General features: G+C 65.4%; 20 protein-coding genes. 12 read left to right on the top strand and 8 right to left on the bottom strand.

The genetic code is table 11. The annotated features are described in order from the left end of the window. The first annotated feature begins 14 nt into the window (after positions 1–14). Positions 15–797, top strand: coding sequence for a helix-turn-helix transcriptional regulator (locus U1E69_RS18170; protein ID WP_322245834.1), 783 nt, complete (start codon positions 15–17; stop codon positions 795–797). Between the two features lie 319 nt (positions 798–1,116). Here U1E69_RS18170 and tsf read toward each other — a convergent pair whose 3' ends face one another. Beyond that, positions 1,117–2,025, bottom strand: a complete 909-nt coding sequence (gene tsf, locus U1E69_RS18175; protein ID WP_322245835.1) for a translation elongation factor Ts — start codon at positions 2,023–2,025, stop codon at positions 1,117–1,119. Positions 2,026–2,103: 78 nt separating this feature from the next. Next, positions 2,104–2,874 (bottom strand): 30S ribosomal protein S2, encoded by a 771-nt coding sequence (gene rpsB / locus U1E69_RS18180; RefSeq protein ID WP_322245836.1) that lies wholly within the window; start codon positions 2,872–2,874, stop codon positions 2,104–2,106. A gap of 240 nt (positions 2,875–3,114) precedes the next feature. On the opposite strand from rpsB, the gene U1E69_RS18185 reads away from it, so the two are divergent. The 5 genes from U1E69_RS18185 to U1E69_RS18205 all read left to right on the top strand — a co-directional run bounded on the left by U1E69_RS18185 (position 3,115) and on the right by U1E69_RS18205 (position 7,453). Continuing rightward, complete coding sequence (locus tag U1E69_RS18185) at positions 3,115–4,281, top strand: mandelate racemase/muconate lactonizing enzyme family protein (protein WP_322245837.1); 1,167 nt, start codon at positions 3,115–3,117, stop codon at positions 4,279–4,281. A gap of 40 nt (positions 4,282–4,321) precedes the next feature. After that, positions 4,322–5,212: a PfkB family carbohydrate kinase gene (locus tag U1E69_RS18190; RefSeq protein WP_322245838.1), complete on the top strand. Its 891-nt coding sequence runs from the start codon at positions 4,322–4,324 to the stop codon at positions 5,210–5,212. Continuing rightward, the gene (locus U1E69_RS18195) at positions 5,209–5,778 is read left to right on the top strand and encodes a DUF1349 domain-containing protein (RefSeq protein WP_322245839.1); all 570 of its coding nucleotides are present in this window, start codon (positions 5,209–5,211) and stop codon (positions 5,776–5,778) included. The genes U1E69_RS18190 and U1E69_RS18195 overlap by 4 nt, the downstream gene beginning before the upstream one ends. After that, positions 5,771–6,688, top strand: coding sequence for a pseudouridine-5'-phosphate glycosidase (locus U1E69_RS18200; protein ID WP_322245840.1), 918 nt, complete (start codon positions 5,771–5,773; stop codon positions 6,686–6,688). The genes U1E69_RS18195 and U1E69_RS18200 overlap by 8 nt, the downstream gene beginning before the upstream one ends. 81 nt (positions 6,689–6,769) lie before the next feature. Next, entirely contained in the window at positions 6,770–7,453 is a 684-nt protein-coding gene (locus U1E69_RS18205; RefSeq protein WP_322245841.1) for a DUF502 domain-containing protein, read from the top strand. Here the strand turns inward: U1E69_RS18205 and U1E69_RS18210 are convergent. Both U1E69_RS18210 and U1E69_RS18215 read right to left on the bottom strand, forming a co-directional pair. Beyond that, positions 7,450–8,475, bottom strand: a complete 1,026-nt coding sequence (locus U1E69_RS18210; RefSeq protein WP_322245842.1) for a patatin-like phospholipase family protein — start codon at positions 8,473–8,475, stop codon at positions 7,450–7,452. The two genes, U1E69_RS18205 and U1E69_RS18210, sit on opposite strands and share 4 nt — an antisense overlap. After that, positions 8,460–9,233 (bottom strand): 3-hydroxybutyrate dehydrogenase, encoded by a 774-nt coding sequence (locus tag U1E69_RS18215; protein WP_322245843.1) that lies wholly within the window; start codon positions 9,231–9,233, stop codon positions 8,460–8,462. Before U1E69_RS18215 ends, U1E69_RS18210 begins: the two co-directional genes overlap by 16 nt. A gap of 258 nt (positions 9,234–9,491) precedes the next feature. Between U1E69_RS18215 and U1E69_RS18220 the strand changes: the two genes are divergently transcribed. Both U1E69_RS18220 and U1E69_RS18225 read left to right on the top strand, forming a co-directional pair. Further along, positions 9,492–11,312: an extracellular solute-binding protein gene (locus U1E69_RS18220; RefSeq protein WP_416200303.1), complete on the top strand. Its 1,821-nt coding sequence runs from the start codon at positions 9,492–9,494 to the stop codon at positions 11,310–11,312. Between the two features lie 14 nt (positions 11,313–11,326). Continuing rightward, positions 11,327–11,440, top strand: a complete 114-nt coding sequence (locus U1E69_RS18225) for an entericidin EcnA/B family protein (RefSeq protein WP_295079026.1) — start codon at positions 11,327–11,329, stop codon at positions 11,438–11,440. Positions 11,441–11,545: 105 nt separating this feature from the next. Here the strand turns inward: U1E69_RS18225 and U1E69_RS18230 are convergent, their stop codons facing one another. Next, positions 11,546–12,169 (bottom strand): XRE family transcriptional regulator, encoded by a 624-nt coding sequence (locus U1E69_RS18230; protein WP_322245844.1) that lies wholly within the window; start codon positions 12,167–12,169, stop codon positions 11,546–11,548. Positions 12,170–12,194: 25 nt separating this feature from the next. Here U1E69_RS18230 and U1E69_RS18235 point away from each other — a divergent pair, with 25 nt between their 5' ends. Genes U1E69_RS18235 through U1E69_RS18245 form a run of 3 tightly spaced genes read left to right on the top strand, consistent with a single transcriptional unit; the run spans position 12,195 to position 15,573 of the window. Continuing rightward, positions 12,195–13,727 carry a class I adenylate-forming enzyme family protein gene (locus U1E69_RS18235; RefSeq protein ID WP_322245845.1) on the top strand — a complete coding sequence of 511 codons (1,533 nt, stop codon included), beginning with the start codon at positions 12,195–12,197 and terminating at the stop codon, positions 13,725–13,727. Continuing rightward, complete coding sequence (locus tag U1E69_RS18240) at positions 13,724–14,371, top strand: DsbA family oxidoreductase (RefSeq protein WP_322245846.1); 648 nt, start codon at positions 13,724–13,726, stop codon at positions 14,369–14,371. Before U1E69_RS18235 ends, U1E69_RS18240 begins: the two co-directional genes overlap by 4 nt. Next, the gene (locus U1E69_RS18245) at positions 14,368–15,573 is read left to right on the top strand and encodes a multidrug effflux MFS transporter (RefSeq protein WP_322245847.1); all 1,206 of its coding nucleotides are present in this window, start codon (positions 14,368–14,370) and stop codon (positions 15,571–15,573) included. The genes U1E69_RS18240 and U1E69_RS18245 overlap by 4 nt, the downstream gene beginning before the upstream one ends. Here the strand turns inward: U1E69_RS18245 and mfd are convergent. Further along, positions 15,570–19,016: a transcription-repair coupling factor gene (gene mfd / locus U1E69_RS18250; protein WP_322245848.1), complete on the bottom strand. Its 3,447-nt coding sequence runs from the start codon at positions 19,014–19,016 to the stop codon at positions 15,570–15,572. The genes U1E69_RS18245 and mfd overlap by 4 nt on opposite strands. Before the next feature lie 29 nt (positions 19,017–19,045). Next, the gene (locus U1E69_RS18255) at positions 19,046–19,570 is read right to left on the bottom strand and encodes a component of SufBCD complex (RefSeq protein ID WP_322245849.1); all 525 of its coding nucleotides are present in this window, start codon (positions 19,568–19,570) and stop codon (positions 19,046–19,048) included. 120 nt (positions 19,571–19,690) lie between these two features. Between U1E69_RS18255 and hemB the strand changes: the two genes are divergently transcribed. Continuing rightward, the gene (gene hemB, locus U1E69_RS18260) at positions 19,691–20,689 is read left to right on the top strand and encodes a porphobilinogen synthase (RefSeq protein ID WP_322245850.1); all 999 of its coding nucleotides are present in this window, start codon (positions 19,691–19,693) and stop codon (positions 20,687–20,689) included. Positions 20,690–20,783: 94 nt separating this feature from the next. Here hemB and U1E69_RS18265 read toward each other — a convergent pair whose 3' ends face one another. Next, positions 20,784–22,709, bottom strand: coding sequence for an ATP-binding protein (locus U1E69_RS18265; RefSeq protein WP_416200304.1), 1,926 nt, complete (start codon positions 22,707–22,709; stop codon positions 20,784–20,786). Positions 22,710–22,805 lie beyond the last annotated feature (96 nt).

Here is a 22,805-nt window from a genome sequence, read left to right on the forward strand (position 1 = left end):
AGGGAAGACAGAAGATGAGTAACACCATTCTCGCATTGCTGAACCGCATCGCTTCCGCGTCGTCGATCGACGAGGCCTGGGAGCGCGCCACCGGCCATTTCGCGAGCCTGGGCTTCCGGCGCGCAAATTACGGTTTCACCCGCTTCAAGCACCTGAAGACCATCGGCGACCCCGAGGACGCGCTGTTCCTGACGACCTGCGACGCCGACTACGTCAAGCGGTACTTCCAGGGCGCGTTTTACGCCAAGACCCCGGTCTTTCGCTGGGCCGAGCACAATTCGGGCGCCTGCACCTGGAGCTGGGTGAAGCAGGCCTTCGAGGCCGGCCGCCTGTCGGCCGAAGAGGCGGAAGCCGTGCGCCAGAACGCGGCGCAAGGGATCGTCGCGGGCATGTCGGTCAGCTTCCCCGAGGTCTCGTCCCGGTCGAAGGGCGCCTTGGGCCTGATCGCCGATCCCGGGCTGACCCCGGAACGGGTTGACGAGATATTCGCCGCCCGCAAGGAAGAGATCCTCGCGGTGGCGAACATGATGCACCTGACCATTGTGCATCTGCCGCAGCTGTCGCGTCACCGGGCGCTATCCCCGCGTCAGCGCGAGGCGCTGGAATGGGTTGCGGATGGCAAGACCACGCAGGACGTTGCCCTTCTGATGGGGGTGTCTCCGGCGATGGTCGAAAAGCACTTGCGCCTGGCACGCGAAGCGCTGGCGGTCGAGACCACGGCTCAGGCTGTGGCCAAGGGCGCGCTTCTGAACATGATCTTCCAGCGCCAGCCCGAAGTCGCCCAGGCTGCGAGGTAGGGTATTCCGCACTCGCCCGGCACAGGTCCACGTGGCACAAAGTCAAAGTGACCCAAGGGAAACCTGACGGTCATGCGGACCAGCAAACCTTGGCTGGCACTGCGTTATTCGCCTGATCCCGGGCCGCGTATTCAGTCGGCCGACTTGATGTCTTGCTCTGCCAAACCTCATCCCCAAAGGTCGGGGCAGGACTTGCGGCGCGGTTCTCCCCGGAACCGCGCCGTTTCATTTTCCGCGACCCATGAAAGCATCTGCGACCGATAAAAGCAAAAGGGCCGGCACATCGCTGCACCGGCCCCCTGCCCCATTGCTGGGAAAATCAGCCCTGCAGCGCCTTGGCGACTTCGGCGGCAAAGTCTTCGGTCTTCTTCTCGATCCCTTCGCCAACGGCGACGCGGGCATAACCGGTGATCTCGACACCCGCTTCCTTGGCCGCGGCTTCCACGGTCAGGTCGGGGTTGATCACGAAGGCCTGGCCCAGAAGCGTGTTTTCCGCCAGGAACTTCTTCATCCGGCCCGGGATGATGTTGTTGTGGATCACGGCTTCGGGCTTGGGCTTGGCCGAAGAGGCGTTTTCTTCCAGCGCCTTGGCGGTCTGCACGGCAAGCTCACGCTCGACCACGGACGGGTCCAGGGTGGCTTCCGACAGCGACAGCGGGTTCGTCGCGGCGATGTGCATCGCGAACTGCTTGCCGATATCCTCGGCCTTGGCCTTGTCGCCCTTCAGCGCCACCAGGACGCCGATCTTGCCCATCCCCGCGGTCGCCGCGTTGTGGACATAGGACACCACGGTGTCGCCCTCCAGCACGTGCATGCGGCGGAAGGTCATGTTTTCGCCGATGCGGGAAATGGCTTCCTGCAGGACGGTTTCCACGGTCTTGCCGTTCAGATGCGCGGCTTTCACGACCTCGATGTCGTCGCCGGTGGTCAGCGCGACGTTGGCGACTTCCCGGACCAGCGCCTGGAAGTCGGCGTTCTTTGCGACGAAGTCGGTTTCCGAGTTGATCTCGATCGCGACGCCACGGCCATCGCTGACGGCGACGCCGATCAGACCCTCGGCCGCGACGCGGTCAGCCTTCTTGGCGGCCTTGGCAAGGCCCTTGGTGCGCAGCCAGTCGACCGCGGCTTCCATGTCGCCGTTGACCTCGGTCAGGGCTTTCTTGGCATCCATCATGCCTGCGCCGGTGGATTCGCGCAGTTCCTTCACCATCTGGGCGGTGATCGTCATGTTTTCCACTCCTTGGAAATGCGGGTCCCGGCGGGGCTTAGGCCCGCCGGGTGACAGTGTTGTGACGCGAAGGCCCGATCAGGCTTCGACGGCAGCTTCGGCGACAGCTTCTTCTTCCGGAGCGGCTTCCAGCGCGCCCAGGTCGACGCCTGCCGCACCCATCTGGGCCGACATGCCGTCCAGCGCCGCACGGCTGATCAGGTCGCAATAAAGCTGGATCGCGCGGGCCGCGTCATCGTTGCCCGGGATCACATGGGTCACGCCCTTGGGCGAGCAGTTGGTGTCGACCACGCCGACGACCGGGATGCCCAGCTTCTGCGCTTCCAGGATGGCCAGGTCTTCCTTGCCAACGTCGATGATGAAGATCAGGTCCGGGGTGCCGCCCATTTCGCGGATGCCGCCCAGGCTGGCCTGCAGCTTGGCCTGGTCACGCTCCATGCCCAGACGCTCTTTCTTGGTCAGGCCTTCGCCGCCCGCGCCCAGAACTTCGTCCAGCTGCTTCAGACGCTGGATCGACTGCGAAACGGTCTTCCAGTTGGTCAGCGTGCCGCCCAGCCAGCGGTGGTTCATGTAGAACTGCGCGCACTTTTCGGCGGCGTCGGCGATCGGCTTCTGGGCCTGACGCTTGGTGCCGACAAAAAGGATGCGACCGCCCTTGGCGACCGTGTCGCGCACGACCTTCAGCGCCTGATCCAGCAGCGGAACGGTCTGGGTGAGGTCGAGAATGTGGATGCCGTTGCGGTCACCATAGATGTACTCGCCCATCTTGGGGTTCCAGCGAGCGGTCTGGTGGCCGTAGTGAACGCCAGCTTCCAAAAGCTGACGCATGGTGAACTCGGGAAGAGCCATGCCTTATCCTTTTCCGGTTTGATCCTCGGTGCGGCCGTCTTCACCCCTTGCGGGGCAACCGGTGGACCGCACGGGATTTCTCCCCGCATCGGACCCAGCCACACCTGTGAAGTGCGGGCGCATTACCCCGGCTTTCCGCGGCCTGCAAGTGAAAACCGCCAGGATTCGTCGCAGATCGCCGGGCAAGGCCTGGATCTTTGGCCTAAGGAACGCTTAAGCCCCCCGCAAGACCGGACGCCCATGAAGATCCGCCAGATCACCGCCCTGCCCGTCAACATCCCGTTCCGGGCGCCCTATCGGTTCAGCTATGGCGCCATCGCGTCGCTGACCAAGACGGTGATCGAACTGGTCACCGAAGATGGCGTCACCGGTCTGGGCGAATGTGCCGACGGTGACCGCGCGGCCGAGGTGATGAAGGCAGGGGAACGGCTGATCGGCCTCGATGTGCGCGACATCGCCACAGCCGAGGGTCGCAGTGTCCCCGCGATGCGCTACACCCCCTGGGGCAACGTGACCGCCGCCCGCCGGGTCTTTGGCGGCATCGAGATGGCGATGTGGGACGCGCGCGGCAAGACCGAGGGCGTGCCGCTGTCGCTGCTTCTGGGCGGGGCGGTCCGGGCCGAGATCGCGCTGACCGAATACTTCAGCTACCGCTTCCCCGGCACCGACCCCGGCGAGGCGACCCCCACCGACGTCGCCCGCTACTGTGCCACGATGATCGAACGCCACGGATCGAAGGTCTTTGAAGGCAAGGTCGGCACCGTCCCTCTGGCCGAAGAGGTGCAGATGGTCCGCGAAGTCCGCGCCGCCATCGGCGACCGGCCCTTGCAGCTGGATGCCAACGGCGGCTGGACCGTCCCCACCGCGCGCGAGGCCCTGGCCCGGCTCGCCCCCTTCGACATCAGCTGGTTCGAGGAACCGGTTGAGACCTATGAGGAGATGGCCGACCTCCGCCGCCATTCGCCGATCAATTTCTCGGCCCATGCCATCGACCTGCCCAAGGCCCACGCCCTGCGCTGCCCCGATGCCATCGTCACCAACATCAACGAACACGGCGGCATTGCCCGGACCCGCGACTTCATCCGGTCCTGCGAGGCGATGGGCGTCGGCTTTCGCTTCCATTCCGGCGAGACGGGGATCGCTTCAGCGGCCTACCTGCACCTCTCTGCCGCACTGGACCATGTGCGGGGGGCCAGCCAGACGCTGTTTCACTGGTACGCCGACGACGTGATCGAGGGCGGCCCCTTCGCGCTGGAAAATGGCGTGACGCAAGTCCCGACCGGCCCCGGTCTTGGCGTGACGCTCGACCGCACCGCGTTGCAACGCTGCCATGATCGCTACCTTGCCGAAGGCGCGTTCCCCAGTGGCCGCGATGGCGGCTATGGCAGCGGTTTTCGCAAACGCTAGGGGCCTTGCACCAACGCCCACCTTCCGCCAGAACGCAGCCATGACACCGGATATCCTTTGCATCGGCTCGGTCCTGTGGGACATCATCGGCCGCTCGCCCACCTCGATGCGGCTTGGCTCGGACGTGCCGGGGCGGATCACCCGGCTTCCCGGTGGCGTGGCGATGAACATCGCGATGACCTTGCGGCGGTTCGGGATGACCCCGGCCCTGCTGACCGCCATCGGTCGCGACGCGGAGGGCGACGAGATCATTGCCGCCTCTGATCTGCTGGGGCTGGAGACGGGGACCGTCTACCGGTCCGACGACCTGCCCACCGACCGCTACATGGCCATCGAGGGTGCGAACGGCCTGATCGCCGCCATCGCCGACGCCCATTCGCTGGAGGCGGCGGGCGACAAGATCCTGCGTCCCTTGGCCGACGGTCGCCTGGGGACTGAGGCTGCGCCCTGGACCGGACCCATCGCGCTGGACGGTAACCTGACGGAATCCCTTCTGGCCGAAATCGCCGTCTCTCCCCTGTTCGCAGCTGCCGACCTGCGTGTAGCCCCCGCTTCGCCCGGCAAGGCGGGTCGGCTTCTGCCGCTCCTCACCCACCCCTCGGCCACGCTGTATGTGAACCTTGAAGAGGCGAACATCCTGGCCCGCAGCGAAGCCGCCACCGCGCCCGAGGCAGCCCAGGCGCTGCTTGCCCGGGGCGCGGGCCGGGTCCTGGTCACCAATGGCGGCGACCTGGCTGCCGAGGGCCGCAAAGGCGAAGGCGTGATCATGGGCCAGCCGCCCAAGGTTCTGGTAACCCGCGTCACCGGGGCGGGCGACACGTTCATGGCCGCGCACCTTGTCGCCGAACGCCGCGGCACCCACCGGCAAGAGGCGCTGGACGAGGCTCTGCGTGCCGCTGCAACCTATGTCTCGGGGGACATCGGATCGTGACCTTCAGCGACATGACGTGGCTCAACCCGCCGCCAGAGTCCCGCATCGACGGCGGCGCTCTGACCCTCACCACGGGCGACCGCACTGATTTCTGGCGCAAGACCCACTATGGCTTCATCCGCGACACTGGCCACTTCCTGCACCACCCGGTGAGCGGCGACTTCACCGCCGAAGTCACCATCGCCGCCGACTACGAGGCGCTTTATGATCAGGCGGGCCTGATGCTGCGCCTGGACGAAACGCGCTGGGTCAAGGCGGGGATCGAATACACCGACGGCCAGGCGTTCTTTTCCACCGTCATCACCAACGACCGGTCCGACTGGTCCATCGTCGCCCTGCCCTTTCCCGCCGACCGCCTGCGCCTGCGCCTGACCCGCCATTCGGACGCGCTGCGCGTCCAGGTCCAGCGCCCGGATGGCAGCTGGCTGATGACCCGACTTGGCTATCTTGAGGCAGGTCCGGCGCAGATCGGCGTCATGGCCTGCTCACCCGAACGCGCGGGCTTCACCGCCCAGTTTCACGATTACACCTGCGGCCCAGCCATAGATCGGACGCTTCATGACTGACTTGCCCCTGACCCTTTCCCCCGAAGTCTCCAAAGCCCGCGCGAACGGTGCGCCGATTGTTGCGCTTGAAAGCACGATCATCACCCACGGCATGCCATTCCCGCAGAATGTGGAAACGGCGCGCCGGGTCGAGGCCGAGATCCGCGCCCAAGGGGCCGTCCCCGCCACCATCGCGATCATGGACCGCCGCATCCACATCGGCCTGACCGACGCGCAACTGGACGCTTTGGGCCAGGCGAAGTCCGTCGCAAAGCTTTCGCGCGCCGATCTTGCGGCTTGCGTTGCCACGGGGGGCACCGGAGCCACGACTGTCGCCGCGACGATGATCTGCGCCCATCTTGCCGGGATCGGGGTCTTCGCCACCGGCGGCATCGGCGGGGTCCATCGCGGGGCCGAGACCAGCTTCGACATCTCGGCCGACCTGCGCGAACTGGCCGAGACGCCCGTCACCGTCGTCGCTGCGGGGGCAAAAGCGATCCTCGATCTGCCGAAGACGCTGGAATACCTGGAAACCCTGGGAGTCCCGGTCATTGCGTTCGGTCAGGATGACTTTCCAGCCTTCTGGTCGCGGTCTTCGGGCCTGAAGGCCCCCCTGCGCATGGATCATGCCGCCGACATCGCCGCCGCCCATCTGATGCGCGCCCGTCTGGGTCTGCCCGGCGGCCAGCTTGTCGCCAACCCGATCCCGATCGACGCCGAAATCTCCCGCGCCGAGATCACCCCGCATATCGAGGCCGCCCTGGCCGAGGCAGAAGCGCAGGGCATCGCCGCCAAGGCCGTCACGCCTTTCCTGCTGCAGCGCATCTACGAGCTGACGGAGGGCCGCTCGCTTGCCTCGAACATCGCGCTTGTGCTGAACAACGCGCGGCTTGGGGCTGCGATTGCCCGCGAACTTGCTGGTGCGGCCTGAAATTCCCGTGTTTGTCCGCAGGCGCCATTGCACTGCGACGGGCGGACCCCCTAGATAAGGGGCCGAAGGGGACCACCACACGTGACTGAACCGAACCCGCACCACCGCCGCGGCTTTTTTGCCAGCTTGCGCGCCAGTTTCCTGACGGGCCTGGTCGTCGTGCTGCCGATCGGGCTGACGATCTACATCGTCTGGGCCTTCATCGGCTGGCTTGATGGCTGGATCCTGCCCTTGATCCCCGCCACCTATCAGCCCGACGCCCTGATCGGCCGCTGGTTCGGCCCCGAATACGAATTCCCCGTGCGTGGCGTCGGCGTCCTGGTCTTTCTCATCGTCACCATCATCATCGGCTGGCTGGCCAAGGGGCTGATCGGCCGCTCGGTCATCCGCTCGGGCGAGAATCTGGTCGAACGGATGCCAGTCGTCCGTTCGGTCTATTCCGGCATCAAGCAGGTGGCCGAGACCTTCTTCAACAAGAAGGACAAAAGCTTCGACAAGGTCGTGCTGGTGGAGTTTCCGCGCGCCGGGTCCTGGGCGCTGGGGTTCATGTCGACCCGGCCCAGGGGCGAGCTGGCCGAGCGTCTTGCCGCCATCGGTCCCGACATGTCGGCGGTCTTCGTTGGCCTGACCCCCTTTACCAGCGGGATGCTGCTTTTCGTGCCGACCAAAGACCTGATCGTGATGGACATGGGCGTCGACGACGCGGCCAAGCTGATCGTCTCGGGCGGCCTGGTCTATCCCGTGCCGAAAGAGCCGCTGGTCTAGCCCAGAAGGCCCTGCAGGTCGGCGCTAGGCTCTTGCCCGATCTTCGACCCGCCGTTCTGCAGGAACCGCTCGGCCGCCGCGCGGCCTGCAGCTTTCAACCGCTCCAGCAGCAGGGGTGTGGGGGACAGCTTCGAATCCGCCGAAAGCTCGTTCATCAGCCCGTCGTCGGCGATCATGTGGATGTTCACCGACTTCATCTTCCCCGCCTCCATCCGCCCGTCCGCGATCAGGCGGCGGACGAAGTTGACGGCCCGAAGCTCGCCCAGCAGGCTGGCGTTGAAACTGATCTCGTTGATCCGGTTCTGGATTTCCAGCGGAGTGTCCGGGATATTCTCGGTCCGCATCGGATTGATCGACACCACCAGGATGTCGTCGGGCAGGTCGGGTTCATACAGCGGAAAGAGCGCGGGGTTGCCGGAATAGCCGCCGTCCCAATAGGCCTCGCCCCCGATCTCGACCGTCTGGAACACCGTGGGCAGGCAGGCCGACGCCAGGATCGCCTCGGGCGTGATGTCCCTTGCGCCGAAGACCTTGATCTTGCCGGTCCGCACATTGGTCGCGCTGACGAAGAGCCGCGGTCCGGCCTCGGCGCAGACATGGGTAAAATCCAGATCACGGACCACTGGCTCCAGCGGGTTGGTCCAGCGCTTGCCGAAGACGTAGGGCGAGTAGAACTGCGCCGCGACCGCCTGCGGCGAAAAGGGTAGCATGGCCGCGCCAGCCGTCTGCCAGAAGCGCATCGCGGGCAAGAACGCCGCCATCCACGGCACCATGCGGAAATCGCCGATCTCGCTGACGTGGTCCCACAACCGGTCCAACCGCTTCCGCGCCGCACCGCGCCCCCCGGCGATCAGCCCCGCCTTCAGCGCCGCCCCGTTCAGCGCCCCTGCCGAGGTGCCGGAGATCCCGGCGATTTCCAGGTCCTCCTCCTCCAGCAGCCGGTCAAGGACGCCCCAGGTAAAGGCCCCATGCGCGCCACCGCCCTGCAGGGCCAGACTGACCCGCCTCACAGCGCCGTCCATCCACCATCCACGCTGATCGTCGTGCCGGTGATCTGGTCCGCGGCGGGGCTGCACAGAAAGACCACCGTTCCACCGACCTGATCGGTCGTGGCGAACTGACGGCTGGGCTGGCGTTGCAGCATAACCTCGCGGATCACGGTTTCGCGGTCCATGTTGTGAACCTTCATCTGTTCGGGGATCTGCGCTTCGACCAAGGGCGTCAGGACATAGCCCGGGCACACGGCGTTGACGGTGATGCCCTGCCCTGCAGTTTCCAGGGCGATGGTCTTGGTCAGTCCCACGATTGCATGTTTCGAGGCGACGTAGGCGCTTTTGTAGGGGCTGGCGGTCAGGCCATGCGCGCTTGCAATATCGACGATGCGCCCCCACCCCTTCGCCCGCATCCCCGGCAGAGCTGCCGCAATGGTGTGAAAGGCCGAAGACAGGTTGATCGCCAGAATCGCATCCCACTTTTCAACCGGGAAGTCCTCGATCGGGCTGACGAACTGGATGCCCGCGTTGTTCACCAGGATGTCGCAGCCGCCGGCCTTTTCGATCAGGCCCCGGCATTCCGCCCCCTTCGACATGTCCGCCGCGATGTACCGCGCCACCACCCCATGCCGCGCGCCCAGTTCGGCGGACAGCTCGTGATCTTCGGCCCGGTCGGTCAAGCTGTTCAGAATCACCTCGGCCCCGGCTGCCGCCAGCGCCTCGGCCACGCCAAGCCCGATTCCCGAATTTGACCCGGTGATGATCGCCCGCTTGCCACCGAAGCTCATGCCGTCCTCCAAATGCTGCACCTGCAAAAGGATCATACGACCCCTTTGGTTCCAGTTTCCAGTCGGAAGGCATAAAAAAACGCCGGCGCGAAGCCGGCGTTAAGTCTTTGAGGCAGGTTTCATACAGGCAAGAAACCTATCGAGCAGTAGGGTCTTTATAGTCCCCTCTCCGCCGATGGCCAAGCTAAAAGTTTGAATTGATTCAATCTCCCCCTTACTGTCGGCCCACACAACCGCTGGATATGGGAGCATCGGATAATGAACGGGGAACGGAGGTCCGGTTTGCACAAGTTCGCCCTCACGGCCGCATTGGCATTTTTTGCCGCAGGCGCTCAGGCCGAACCGATGCACGGCATAGCTATGTATGGCGACCCCGCTCTCCCCCCGGATTTTGTGTCCCTGCCACAGGTGAACCCCGATGCGCCCAAGGGTGGCACTTACCGCTGGGGCGAGGCGGGCAGCTTCGACAGCTTCAACCCCTATGTCACCAAGGGCCGCCCCGCGATCGGCATTTCGACCCTGACGGTCGAGACACTCATGGGCCGGAACTATGACGAGGCCTTCTCGCTGTACGGGCTTCTGGCCGAATCGATAGACACCGACGAGGCCCGCACCTACGTCGAATTCACCCTGCGACCCGAGGCCCGATTCTCTGACGGCTCGCCTGTGACGGTCGACGACGTGATGTGGTCGATGGAGGCTCTGGGCACCCAGGGCAACCCGCGCTACGCCGCAGCCTGGAAGAAGATCGCCACGATGGAGAAGACGGGCGAACGCTCCATCCGCTTTACCTTCAACGTCGAAGACCGGGAACTGCCGCTGATCCTGGGCCTGCGCCCGATCCTGAAAAAGGCGCAGTGGGAGGGCAAGGACTTCGCCGAAGCGACGATGGAGGTGCCCATCGGCTCGGGTCCTTACGTGCTGGACAGCTCCGAACTGGGCGTCCAGGTGACCTACAAGCGCAACCCCGACTGGTGGGGCAAGGACCTGCCCTTCAACCGCGGCCAGTGGAACTTTGATCAGATCCGCTACGACTACTACGCCAACCCGCAAGCCATCTTCGAGGCGTTCAAGGCCGGCCAGGTCTCGGCCTACCGCGAGGCGAACGTGGCCAAGTGGCAGTCGTCCTACGATTTCCCCGCGGTGGCTTCGGGCGATGTGATCAAGGCCGAAATCCCGCACGGCCGCCCCTCGGGGATCGAGGGTTTCGTGATGAACACCCGCAAACCGATCTTCGCCGACTGGCGCGTGCGCGAGGCGATGATCCTGGCCTTCAACTTCGAATTCATCAACCAGACCCTGAACGCGGGCGTCCTGCCCCGCATCCCCTCCTACTTCGGCAACTCGTTCCTGGGCATGGATCCCGGCAAACCCGCCGAAGGCCGCGAGTTGGACCTTCTGCAACCCTTCGCCGCCGAACTCCCGCCCGGCGCGATCGAGGGCTATGCGCTCCCCGTCTCGGAAGGCGACCAGACCAACCGCAAGAACATCCGCGCCGCTGCCAAGTTGCTGGAAGAGGCGGGCTGGACCGTGGGCGACGATGGCATCCTGAAGAACGCCCAAGGCGAGCCCTTCGCCTTCGAGATCCTGCTTGTCACCGGTCAGGACGAAATGGGCTCGGCTGCCGAAGTCTATATCGAGGCGCTTAAAGCCCTTGGCATTCAGGCGCGACTGACCAAGGTCGATGACGCGCAGTACAAGGACCGCACGACGAACTACGACTTCGACATGACGCATTACATCCGGTCACTGTCGCTGTCGCCCGGCAACGAGCAGCTGCTTTACTGGGGTGCCCCTGGCGTGACCGAACCCGGCACGCGCAACTGGATGGGCGTGAACTCTCCGGCCGTCGAGGCGATGATCGCCGCCATGCTGAAGGCGCCGAACGCCGAGGAATTCACCGCCGCCACCAAGGCGCTGGACCGGGTCCTGACCTCGGGCCGCTACGTGATCCCGATCTGGTATTCCGACCTTTCCCGCTTGGCATATTCCTCCGACCTGAAGTATCCCGAAAAGATACCGCTTTACGGGGACTGGACGGGCTTTCTGCCCGACACCTGGTGGGCGCAGGCAAAGTGAAAAGGGCAAAGAGCATGAAGAAACTGGCACTTCTGGCCGTCCTGGCGGCCCTGGCAGGCTGCAACACCATCGCGGGCGTGGGCGAGGATGTCTCGGCTGGCGCTCGCACGGTGCAGGACGCGTTCTAAGGGATGGCGGCCCCCTGGTGTGGGGCTGCCGCCCGCCCCTGGTTTGGACCGGGCGGCCTGGACACGCCATCGCCGGCAGACCGTCGAAGCCGACTGCAAGCTCGGTCAAACCAGGGACGTGACCCACAAAAGCGTCGCGTCTTCCTCGGACAGGCTGATGACGTTGTGCCCCATCGCCGCGTCGTAATAGGCGCTGTCGCCCCGGCGCAGTTCGACCGGCTCGTAGAATTCGGTGTAAAGCCGGATCACCCCGGTCAGCACATACAGGAACTCCTCGCCGTCGTGGCGCACCCAGCCGTCGAACTCCTCCAGGTCGCGCGCCCGGATGGTCGCGCGGTAGGGCAGCATCTGCTTTTTCGACAGATGCGCCGCCAGCAACTCGTGCTCGTAGGTGACTGTCGCCTGGGACTGCCCCTCCCCCGCCTTCGTCACCGCCATCCGGCCCATGACCTGCTGCGTCGAGGGCGGCGTGAACAGCTGCGGCACTGAAATCGCCAGCCCCCCGGCCAGCTTCTTCAAGGCGTCATAGGTCGGGCTCATCTGCCCGTTCTCGATCTTCGACAAGGTCGACCGCGCCAGCCCGGCCCGATTGGCCGCCTCTTCCAGCGTCCAGCCCAGGGACCGGCGCAACTCGCGCACCCGCTCGCCCAGGTTCAGCGGTTCGACATGCGCCTCGCCGCCCGCTTCGCGCGCCACGCGGATCATGCTTTTCGGATCGGTCAAAGCCATGTGTCCCCGATAGTGCAGCCTGCCCATGCTTGCAACCGTCGCAGAGGCCCCCTACCCCTTGCCGATGCTTTCCGAGATCGACACCCGCCCGTTCCCGACCGTGCCCCAGGCCTTCAACCTTGCCGGCCACGTGCTTGCCAATGCCACAACGCTGGACAAGCCCGCGCTGACGATCCTGCATCCAGAACGTGACGAAACCCTCAGCTACGCGCAGCTGCTTCGCCTGACCCAGTCCACAGCCACCGCCCTTCTGGCCCAGGACCTGCACCCGGGGGACCGAATTCTGCTTCGCCTGGGCAACACGCTGGCCTTTCCGATCCTCTATCTTGGCGCGATCTGGGCTGGCCTTGTTCCGATCCCCACTTCGTCAGCCCTGACCGCGCCCGAAATCACCAGACTCGCCGCCGTCGTCCAGCCACGCCTTGTTGCCGTCGAGCCTGGCATCGCGCTTCCCGACCACCCCGCCCCCCGCATCACCCCCGACCTTCCCCTCTGGTCCACCCTGCCCCCCTCCCCCCTTCACCTGAGCGATCCGGAAGATGAGGCCTATATCGTCTTCACCTCTGGGACCTCGGGCAGTCCGATGGCGGTCTCTCATGCGCAGCGTGCGATCCTTGCCCGCCAGACCATGCACCAGCACTGGGAGGGCCTTGGGGCGACCGACCGCCTCCTTCATGCCGGAGCGCTGAACTGGACCTACACCCTTGGCACCGGTCTGCTTGATCCCTGGACCGTTGGGGCCACCGCCCTGATCCCCGCCGCGGGAACCCTGCCAACCGGCCTTCCCGCGCTTCTGGACCGGTCTGGTGCGACCATCTTCGCCGCCGCCCCCGGCGTCTATCGCCAGCTTCTCCGCGCGGACTTGCCGCTTTTGCCCCACCTCCGCCACGGACTGTCTGCTGGCGAATCCCTGCCGGATACCCTCCGCCAGCAATGGCGCGCCCGCACCGGCACTGACCTGCACGAGGCCCTTGGCATGTCCGAAGTGTCAACCTACCTCTCCGGCGCGCCGATCCGCCCCGCGCCCAAGGGCACCGCGGGCTACCCGCAACCCGGCCGCCACATCGCCATCCTGAACGACCACGGACACCCCATCCCGTGCGGTGAGCCGGGAGAACTCGCCGTCTCTACCGCCGACCCTGGCCTCATGCGCCACTACCTTGGCCACCCGCCCCCGCAAGGCCCCTGGTTCCGCACCGGCGATGCGGCCGTCATGGCCCCCGACGGAGCGATCACCCACCTTGGCCGCAAGGATGACCTTCTGAACGCCGGTGGCTTCCGCGTTTCACCCGCGGAAGTCGGGGCCGCCTTCCACGATCTCCCCCTTACTGCTTGCGCCGCAACCCAGGTGGAACCCACCCCCGGCACCACGATCATTGCCCTGTTCTACGAAGCCCCCTGCGAAATCGACGCCCTCACTCTGCGCCAGAGCGCGGAAAAGACCCTTGCCCGCTGGAAGCAGCCAAGGCACTACCAGCGCCTTGACGCCCTGCCCCGAACCGGCACCCGCAAGCTGATCCGCAAGGCGCTGGCCGCCCGCTACAGGAGACCCGAATGACCCCCGCCGCCATCCGCCTGGATATCTTCTCTGACCCGGTCTGCCCCTGGTGCTATGTCGGCAAGGCCAACCTTGACCGCGCGCTTGCTGCACACCCCGACCACCCCTTCCAGGTCCAGTGGCATCCGTTCCAGCTGAACCCCGACATGCCCGCCGAAGGTGTGGCCAAACGCGCCTACCTGGAACAGAAGTTCGGCGGCAAGGCCCGCGTCGACGCCATCCACGAACGCCTGCGTGAGGTCGCGCGTGGTGCAGGCGTCGACATGGACCCTGACAAGCCGCAGCGGATGCCCAACACGCTGAACGCCCACCGCGTGATCCACTGGGCCGGGATCGAGGGCGTCCAGCAAGTCGTCGTCGACGCCCTGATGCGCGCCTACTGGACCGAGGGCCGCGACATCGGCGACCTTCCCACCCTTGCCGACATCGCCGGTGAAAACGGCATGGACCGCGCCGCAACCCTGCGCCTGCTGCAGTCGGACGCCGATGCCGACGACATCCAGGCCCGCGACCAGGACGCCCGGCAGAAGGGGGTGAATGCCGTGCCGACCTTCCTCATCGCCCAGCAATACGTCGTCTCCGGCGCGCAGCCGCCCGAGACCTGGGAAAAGGTCATCGCCGAGCTGACAGGCCAACCCTCGTGACCCAGTCCCGCCCCTCGCAGACGGAATTCGTGGCGCTTGTCGCCATGCTCTTCGCCACCATCGCGATCTCGATCGACGCTATGCTGCCCGCACTGCCGGAAATCGCCGCGACACTGTCGCCCGACGCCCCAAACGCGGCGCAGCTGGTCGTCACCAGCTTCGTCCTGGGGATGGGCATCGGCACCCTGTTCACCGGCCCCCTCTCGGACGCTTTCGGCCGCAAGCGCGTGATTCTGGTCGGCTCCGGCCTTTACGCCCTGGCCGCCCTGGCCTGCTTCTTTGCCCCCAGCCTGGAGATCCTCCTCGCCGCCCGCCTCCTTCAGGGCCTTGCCGCCGCTGCCCCCCGCACCGTGGCCATCGCCATGGTCCGCGACCTCTTCTCGGGGCGCGAGATGGCCAAGATCATGTCCTTCGTGATGATGATCTTCACCATCGTCCCCGCCCTTGCGCCGTTGATGGGCCAGAGCATCATTGCGCTTGGCGGCTGGCACTCCATCTTCCTGGCCTACATCCTGTTTTCCGGCCTGTGCATGCTGTGGCTCGGCCTTCGTCAGCCCGAGACCTTGCCCCTCGACAAACGTCGCCCGCTTCACCTTGCCGACCTCTGGCGCGGCACCAAAGAGCTCTTCACCTACCGCATCATCGTGGTGTCCACCCTCCTGCAGACCCTGACCCTCGCGGTGCTGTTCGCCACACTCTCCAGCCTGCAGGGCATCTTCGAACGCCAGTTCGACCGGGCGGAAAACTTCCCGCTGTGGTTTGCCGTGATCGCTGTCGCCTCGATGGGGGGAAGCCTGCTGAACAGTCGCATCGTGATGACCCTGGGCATGCGCCGCGTTGTGCAGCGCACCTATGCCGCGGTCCTTGTGCTGTCGCTGATCGCGCTGGTCACCCTTGGCACCGGGCTTCTGCAGGGCAACTTCAGCTTCGCCATGCAAATGGCTTGGTGTATTGGCATTTTCTCGATGATGGGCCTGACGATGGGCAACCTTAACGCCCTGGCGATGGAGCCTGTCGGCCACATCGCCGGTCTTGCCGCCTCGGTCATCTCGTCGATTGCAACCGTGGGTTCGGTGATGCTGGCGATCCCGGTCGGGCTTGCTTTCAACGGCACGTCAACGCCGCTTCTGATCGGCGCCACGGTCCTGATCGGTCTGACGCTGATCCTGTCGCTGAGAACCCTGGGCGAGCCGCGAAGCTAGCCCTTCCGGCCCGCCTTCACCACTTCTGCCAGATCGCGCGCGATGTTGAACGCGCCCTTGATCCGGTCGGCTTCGGTCTTCATCTCGCCGGTCAGCACGATCTTGTTGCCATTCACCCGTGCGGCGGGCCCCTGAGCCTTGAGGAAGTCCACCAGCCCCGCCGGATTGGCGAACTTGTCATTGCGGAACTGGATCGTCGCGCCCTTCGGCCCGGCGTCCAGCTTGGAAATCCCCGCCCGCTTGCACATCGCCTTGATGCGGACGATCAGCATCAGCGTGTTCACGTCCTTTGGCAGCGGGCCGAAGCGGTCGATCAGCTCGGCGGCAAAACCCTCCAGCTCGACCTTCGAGGTGAGGCTTGAGAGCCGCCGGTAAAGACCCAGCCGGATGTCGAGGTCGGGGATATAGCTCTCGGGGATCATCACCGGCACGCCCAGGTTCAACTGTGGCGACCAGTCGTCGTCGATGCTGGTCAGCCCCTGCAATTCACCCGATTTGATCTTGGCGATCGTTTCCTCAAGCATGTGCTGATAAAGTTCGTACCCCACCTCCCGGATGTGCCCCGACTGTTCCTCACCCAGAAGGTTTCCCGCCCCGCGCAGGTCCAGATCGTGGCTGGCAAGGTTGAACCCAGCGCCGAGCGAGTCGAGACTGCCCAAGAGCCGCAGCCGCTTCGTGGCCTGCGGCGTCAGCGGCGCGCGCGGCTTGGTCGTGAGGTAGCAATAGGCCCGGGTCTTCGACCGGCCCACCCGGCCGCGGATCTGATACAGCTGCGACAGGCCAAACATGTCCGCCCGGTGAACAATCATCGTGTTGGCGGTAGGAATATCCAGCCCACTTTCAACAATCGACGTCGCGACCAGCACATCATACTTCCCGTCGTAGAACTGGTTCATCCGGTCATCCAGATCGCCCGCCGCCAGCTGCCCGTGTGCCACGACATAGGACGCCTCTGGCACATGGGTCTTCAGGAAGTCCTCGATCTCGGGCAGATCAGCGATGCGTGGCACGACGTAAAAGGTCTGCCCGCCCCGGAAGCGTTCGCGCAGGATCGCCTCGCGGATGGTGATTGTATCGAATTCGGAAACATAAGTCCGGATCGCCAGCCGGTCCACAGGCGGCGTCGCGATGATCGACAGATCGCGAACCCCGGTCAGGCTTAGCTGCAAGGTCCGCGGGATCGGTGTCGCGGTCAGGGTCAGCACGTGGACCTCGGACCGCATCTCCTTCAGCCGTTCCTTGTGGGTCACACCAAAATGCTGCTCTTCGTCGATGACCAGAAGGCCCAGCTTCTTGAAGCTGATCCCCTTGGCCAAGAGCGCATGGGTGCCGACGACAATATCAACCGATCCGTCCGCTATGGCGGCCCGAGTGGCGTTGGCCTCCTTGGCTGGAACAAAGCGCGACAAGGGTTTGACCGAAATCGGAAAACCGCGGAACCGCTCGGCAAAGCTGCGATAGTGCTGCCGCGCGAGCAGCGTGGTCGGACAGATCACCGCCACCTGCATCCCCGAAAGCGCCGCCACGAAAGCCGCCCGCATCGCGACCTCGGTCTTGCCGAAGCCCACGTCACCCACGACCAGCCGGTCCATCGGCGAGCCCTTCTCCAGGTCCGCCACAACATCGGCGATCGCAGACAGCTGATCGTCGGTCTCCTGATAGGGGAACCGCGCCGCAAAGGCCTCCCAGATCGAATGGGGCGCTTCCAGGATCGGCGCGTGGCGCAGGGCGCGCTCTGCCGCGACCCGCATCAGCCGGTCGGCGATCTCCTTGATCCGTTCCTTGAGCTTGGCCTTCTTGGCCTGCCAGGCCCCGCCGCCGAGGCGGTCCAGCAGGCCCTCTTCATGGCCATAGCGGCTGAGGAGTTCGATATTCTCTACCGGAAGGTAAAGCTTTGCATTCTCGGCATATTCCAGCATCACGCAGGCATGGGGGGCGCCCAGGGCGGTGATCGTCTCGATCCCGAGATAGCGCCCGACGCCATGCTCGACGTGCACGACAAGATCGCCCACGCTTAGCGTATCGACCTCGCGCAGGAAGTTGTCGGCCTTGCGCTTGCGGCGCGGCTTGCCGACGAGCCGTTCGCCCAGCACGTCCTGTTCCGAGATCACGGCAAGGTCGGGTGCGACGAACCCCGCCTCCAGCGGCCAGACCACCAGGAAAAGGCCGCCCTTCCCCTCGGGCACGTCACGGAAATCCGCGATCTCCTTCGCGCCGGTCACCCCATTATCGACCAGAAGGCCCTTCAGCCGCTCGCGCGCGCCGTCCGACCACGAGGCGATGACGACTTGCCCGGACTTGGACAGGGCTTGAACATGATCGGCCAAGGCGCTGAACAGGTTTATCTTTTCCTGCTGACGTTCCGGGGCGAAGTTTCGCCCGTCCCTGGCGCCAGCGTCCAGAACGCCCGGTCCCGGGCTTTGCGGCAAGGGCGACAGTTGCACGACGCGGACTGCGGCCACCGCCGTTTCCCACCCAGCATCATCCAGATACAAGTCCTCGGCCGGCACCGGCTTGTAGACCGTGTCGATCCGCCCCTTGGCCCCCATCGCCTCGGCTCTGGAGTCGTAGCTGTCCGCGATCCCCTCCCACCGCGCCAGCCGAGCCGGCGTCACCTGGTCGTCCAGCACCACCGAGGCCCCCGGCAGATAGTCGAACAGCGTCTCCAGCCGCTCATGGAAGAACGGCAGCCAATGCTCCATCCCCTGATGCTTGCGGCCTGCGCTGACCGCCTCGTACAAGGGATCGTCCGTCCCCGCCGCGCCAAAGCTGATCCGGTAGTTCTGCCGAAACCGCGCAATGGCGGCTTCATCCAGGATCACCTCGGAAACGGCGGAAAACTCGACCCTTTTCAGCTTTTCGGTGGTCCGCTGCGTCTCGGGGTCGAAGCGCCGCGCACCATCCAGAACGTCGCCGAAGAAATCCAGCCGGATCGGTCCACCGGGTCCGGGAGGGAAGATATCGACGATCCCGCCCCGCAGGGCATAGTCACCGGGTTCCGCCACAGTAGAAACCGGCGTGAAGCCCATCCGCGCCAGAAACCCCTTCAGCCGCGCCTCATCCACCCGGCTGCCGACCTCGGCCCGAAAGGACGCGGCCCGCACCACGTCGCGCGTCGGGACCTTCTGGGTCGCGGCGTTCAGGGTCGTCAAGAGGACAAAGGGTTTTGGCAAACCGTCCGCCAGCAGCGCCAGGGTCGCCATCCGGCGCGCGCATATTTCGGGGTTCGGGCTGACCCGGTCGTACGGCAGGCAATCCCAGGCCGGGAAGTCCAGCACCGCGACCTCGGGGGCCAGCACCGCAAGAGCGGCCCGCATCGCTTCGGCCCGCTTGTCGTCACGCGCGATGTGCACGACGGGCTGGCCACGCGAAAGCTCGCGGACCAGGATCCGGGCGTCAAACCCCTCGGGCGCGCCGCCCATCAAGATGCGTTCTGCTGTCATGGGTCCCGAGGTTCCCCGGTCAGGTCCGGTCAGTTGAGAATGGACACGCTGATGTTTTGCCAGGTGCCATAGAAGGCGGTGACGGTGATCGCCAGCATGCCGATCACCTGCACCACCCTTCGATGAATGGTCAGCCTGCGGAAAAGTGCCTCGCCCGTTGCGGCCTCGGCAACGATCCGCCGGCTGGCACGGACGCTGAACCAGACCACCAGCAGGATCGGCGCGAACAAAAGCACCACGGCCTGGGCAAACTCGATGTCATACCAGAAGCCCAAGACCAGCAGGGCGGCCAGCCAGAAGGCCGCCAGCGCCACCATCAAAAGCGCGCCGCTGTCCACGACATGCAAAAGCCGGTTGATGTTGATCCGCACCAGATCCTCGACATCGGCCTGGGCCTGCCCCCCCTCGCGCCGGGCGCGCTGGATCATGTCATGCGGCACGCCAAGCACCCAGTGACTGACCGAGGACCACATGGCCGCCAGGGCGATCCAGTACCAGAGGTTGGAGAACGACCTCAGGTCGATGACTTCAAGCGCCGTATCCAGGACATCCAACTGCCCGGTCTCCTTCGTGTATCGTCGTGTCCCGCATAGATATCTTGAGGCGGCTCTCTTTCCATGTCAGGCAGAAGCGAAAGCCGCAAGTCCCTTGATCGGGAAGGAAAGGAGCCAGCCATGCAACCCACCCAAGGGCCACACCCTGTCACCCGGTTCCGTCGCCTGCGCCGCACAGCCGCGTTGCGCAACCTGGTGCAGGAGAACACCCTGACCACGGGGGACCTGATCTGGCCGGTGTTCCTGTGCGACGGGGTGAACCAGCGTCAGCCCGTGACCTCGATGCCGGGGGTTGAACGCCGCTCGCTTGATCTGGTGGTCGAGGCGGCTGCCGAGGCGGCCGAGCTTGGCATTCCGGCGATCTGCCTTTTTCCCTACACCGACCCGTCGCTGAAGACCGCGACCTGCGAAGAGGCCTGGAACCCCCAGAACCTGACCAACCGCGCGATCCGGGCGATCAAGTCCCAGGTGCCGGACATCGCAGTGATGACCGATGTGGCCTTGGACCCCTATAACGCGCATGGCCATGACGGGCTGGTGGTCGACGGTATCATCCTGAACGACGAGACGGTCGAGGCGCTGGTCAAGATGGCGTTGGCCCAGGCCGATGCCGGGGCCGACATCCTTGGGCCGTCTGACATGATGGATGGCCGGATCGGCGCGATGCGGGCGGCGCTGGAGGCGTCGGGTCACAAGGACGTGGCGATTCTGTCCTATGCCGCCAAATATGCCAGCGCCTTCTACGGTCCGTTCCGCGACGCGGTGGGGGCGTCGGGTGCTCTGAAGGGTGACAAGAAGACCTACCAGATGAACCCCGCCAACAGTGACGAGGCGATCCGGCTGGTCGCCCGCGACCTGGCCGAGGGCGCGGACATGGTCATGGTGAAGCCGGGAATGCCCTATCTCGACATCTGCCTGCGCGTGAAGGAAGCCTTCGGCGCCCCCACCTTCGCCTACCAGGTCTCGGGCGAATACGCGATGATCCAGGCGGCGGCACGGAACGGCTGGATCGACGGGGAAAAGGCGATGGTCGAAAGCCTGATGGCCTTCAAGCGCGCAGGCTGCGACGGCATCCTGACCTATTTCGCGCCTGCCGTGGCACGGCTGCTGCGGGGATAGCGCACCACGGTTCCGCCGGGACCCAAATTCCTTAAGCAAGGAATTTGTCAAATTTCTTCCTCAAGAAATTTGGTCCCGGTGGCATCCGACGCACTCAGCTCAACAACCCCTGCACCGTGTTCGTCAGGTCGTTCAGCGAGAAGGGTTTCGGCAGGAAGACCGAGTTCGGCACCCGCGCCTGGTCTTCTGCAAGCCCGTCCTCGGCATATCCCGACATGAAGACCACCTTCACCCCCGGCCGATCCAGATGCGCGCGGCGGACCCAGGCGGGACCGTCCATTCCTGGCATCACCACGTCGGTCACGAACAGATCCACGTGCAGCGTCTTGTCGTCCAGCCTGGCCAGCGCCTCTTCGGCATTCGCGGCCTCCAGCACCGTGTAGCCCCGCAAACTGAGCGCCCGGCTGGCGAAGGCCCGGACCGAGGCTTCGTCCTCGACCAGCAGGATGACGCCCTCGCCCTGCTTTGCAGCCAGGCGCCGGGTTTCGACGACAGGGGCCTCGTCCTCACCCTCGTAGACCGGGAAATAGAGGCTGAAGGTCGTGCCCTCGCCCACCACCGAATCGACGAAGATATAGCCGCCCGACTGCTTGACGATGCCGTAGGCCATCGACAGGCCCAGACCAGTGCCCTCTCCCACGCGCTTGGTGGTGAAGAAGGGCTCGAAAATCTGCCGCAGCTGGTGTTCGGGGATGCCGATGCCGTGGTCCACGACCCGGATCACCGTGTAGTCGCCTGCAGGAACCGTCGCCCGATCGCGTTTCAGGTCTTCGGCCAGCGTCACGGGTTCCGTCTCGATCCGGATGCTGCCGCCGTTCGGCATCGCGTCGCGCGCGTTCACCACAAGGTTGATCAGCACCTGCTCGATCTGCCGCTTGTCCGCCCGGATCTTGCCCAGCTGCTTGCCGATGTCCCGCCCCGGATGCCCCAGCGACAACTCGACCTTGTCGACCATCAGCCGGTTCAGCAGATGCGTGAGGTCGGCCAGCACGTCCTCAAGGTCCAGAACCTCGGGGTTCAGCGTCTGCTTGCGTGAAAACGCCAGCAATTGCCCGACCAGCGAGGCCGCCCGGTTCGCGTTCTGCCGGATCTGCTCCAGGTCGGCGAAATCGCTGTCCTCGCGCCCGTGGCGCAACAGAAGCAGGTCGCAGTGCCCCGAGATCGCAGTCAGCAGGTTGTTGAAATCATGCGCGATGCCGCCCGCAAGCTGACCGATCGCCTGCATCTTCTGGCTTTGGGCGAACTGCGCCTCCATCGTCTTCAGCCGTGTTGCGTCATTCAGGATCGCAAGGCCTCCCGGCCGCCCGCCATCGACATAGCGGCGCAGCGTGATCTGCAGGAAGCGCTCTTCCTCGCCCCGCACCCGCAGCACTTCGGACCCGCCGGGATGCCGCCCCGCGACGACGTCCGCCAGCCATTCCGAGACCGGCCGCCCCAGCCCCTCGAACAGGTCGTGGAACATCGCGGCGCGGATATCGCCGCGCCAGATCAGTTCGCGCGCGGCGTGGTTGGCAATCCGCATCACCCCGTCTGGGCCAAAGGTCATGATCGCGACCGGCACCTCTTCCAGGTCCGAGCTGACGGCCATCGGCGCCGGCCGGTCGCTGCGGTCATAGACCTGATCCTCGCGGGGCAGGTCAACCTCGTCGGCGCGCCAGAAGAAACGATTCTCGCTGGCGAGATGCACGGTCAGGCGCAGGATCGATGTGTGGCCGACCAGATCCTCACGGGCCGAACCCACCGACTCAGCCGCCTTCTGCAGCCGCAGCATCAACTCGCCCGGGTTCAGGACGTGGCGTTCCAATGCCGAGTGCAGGACCCGCACATCCGCGCCGAACCGCGCTTCGGCGGCCTCGTTGCGCAGGATCAGCTGGCCGGACGGGTCGGTCATGAAGCAGGGGGCGGGATCGGCGGCCAGCATACGGAAGGCGGCCAGGTTCGCCGCTTCTTCCGGGCGCCGGCCAAGCATCAGCCAGAAGGCGATCCCCAGGCCGATCACGACCAGTACCAGACCGGCCATCAGTCGCGCCACACCGTCGGACCCGTCGGTCAGCGCCCAGGCCAGGACCAGGCCCAGACCCAGCACCCCCAATGCCACAAGCACACCAAGCCCGAC

Source organism: Tabrizicola sp., assembly GCF_034366665.1.
In the GTDB taxonomy this organism is placed as follows: Bacteria; Pseudomonadota; Alphaproteobacteria; order Rhodobacterales; family Rhodobacteraceae; genus Tabrizicola.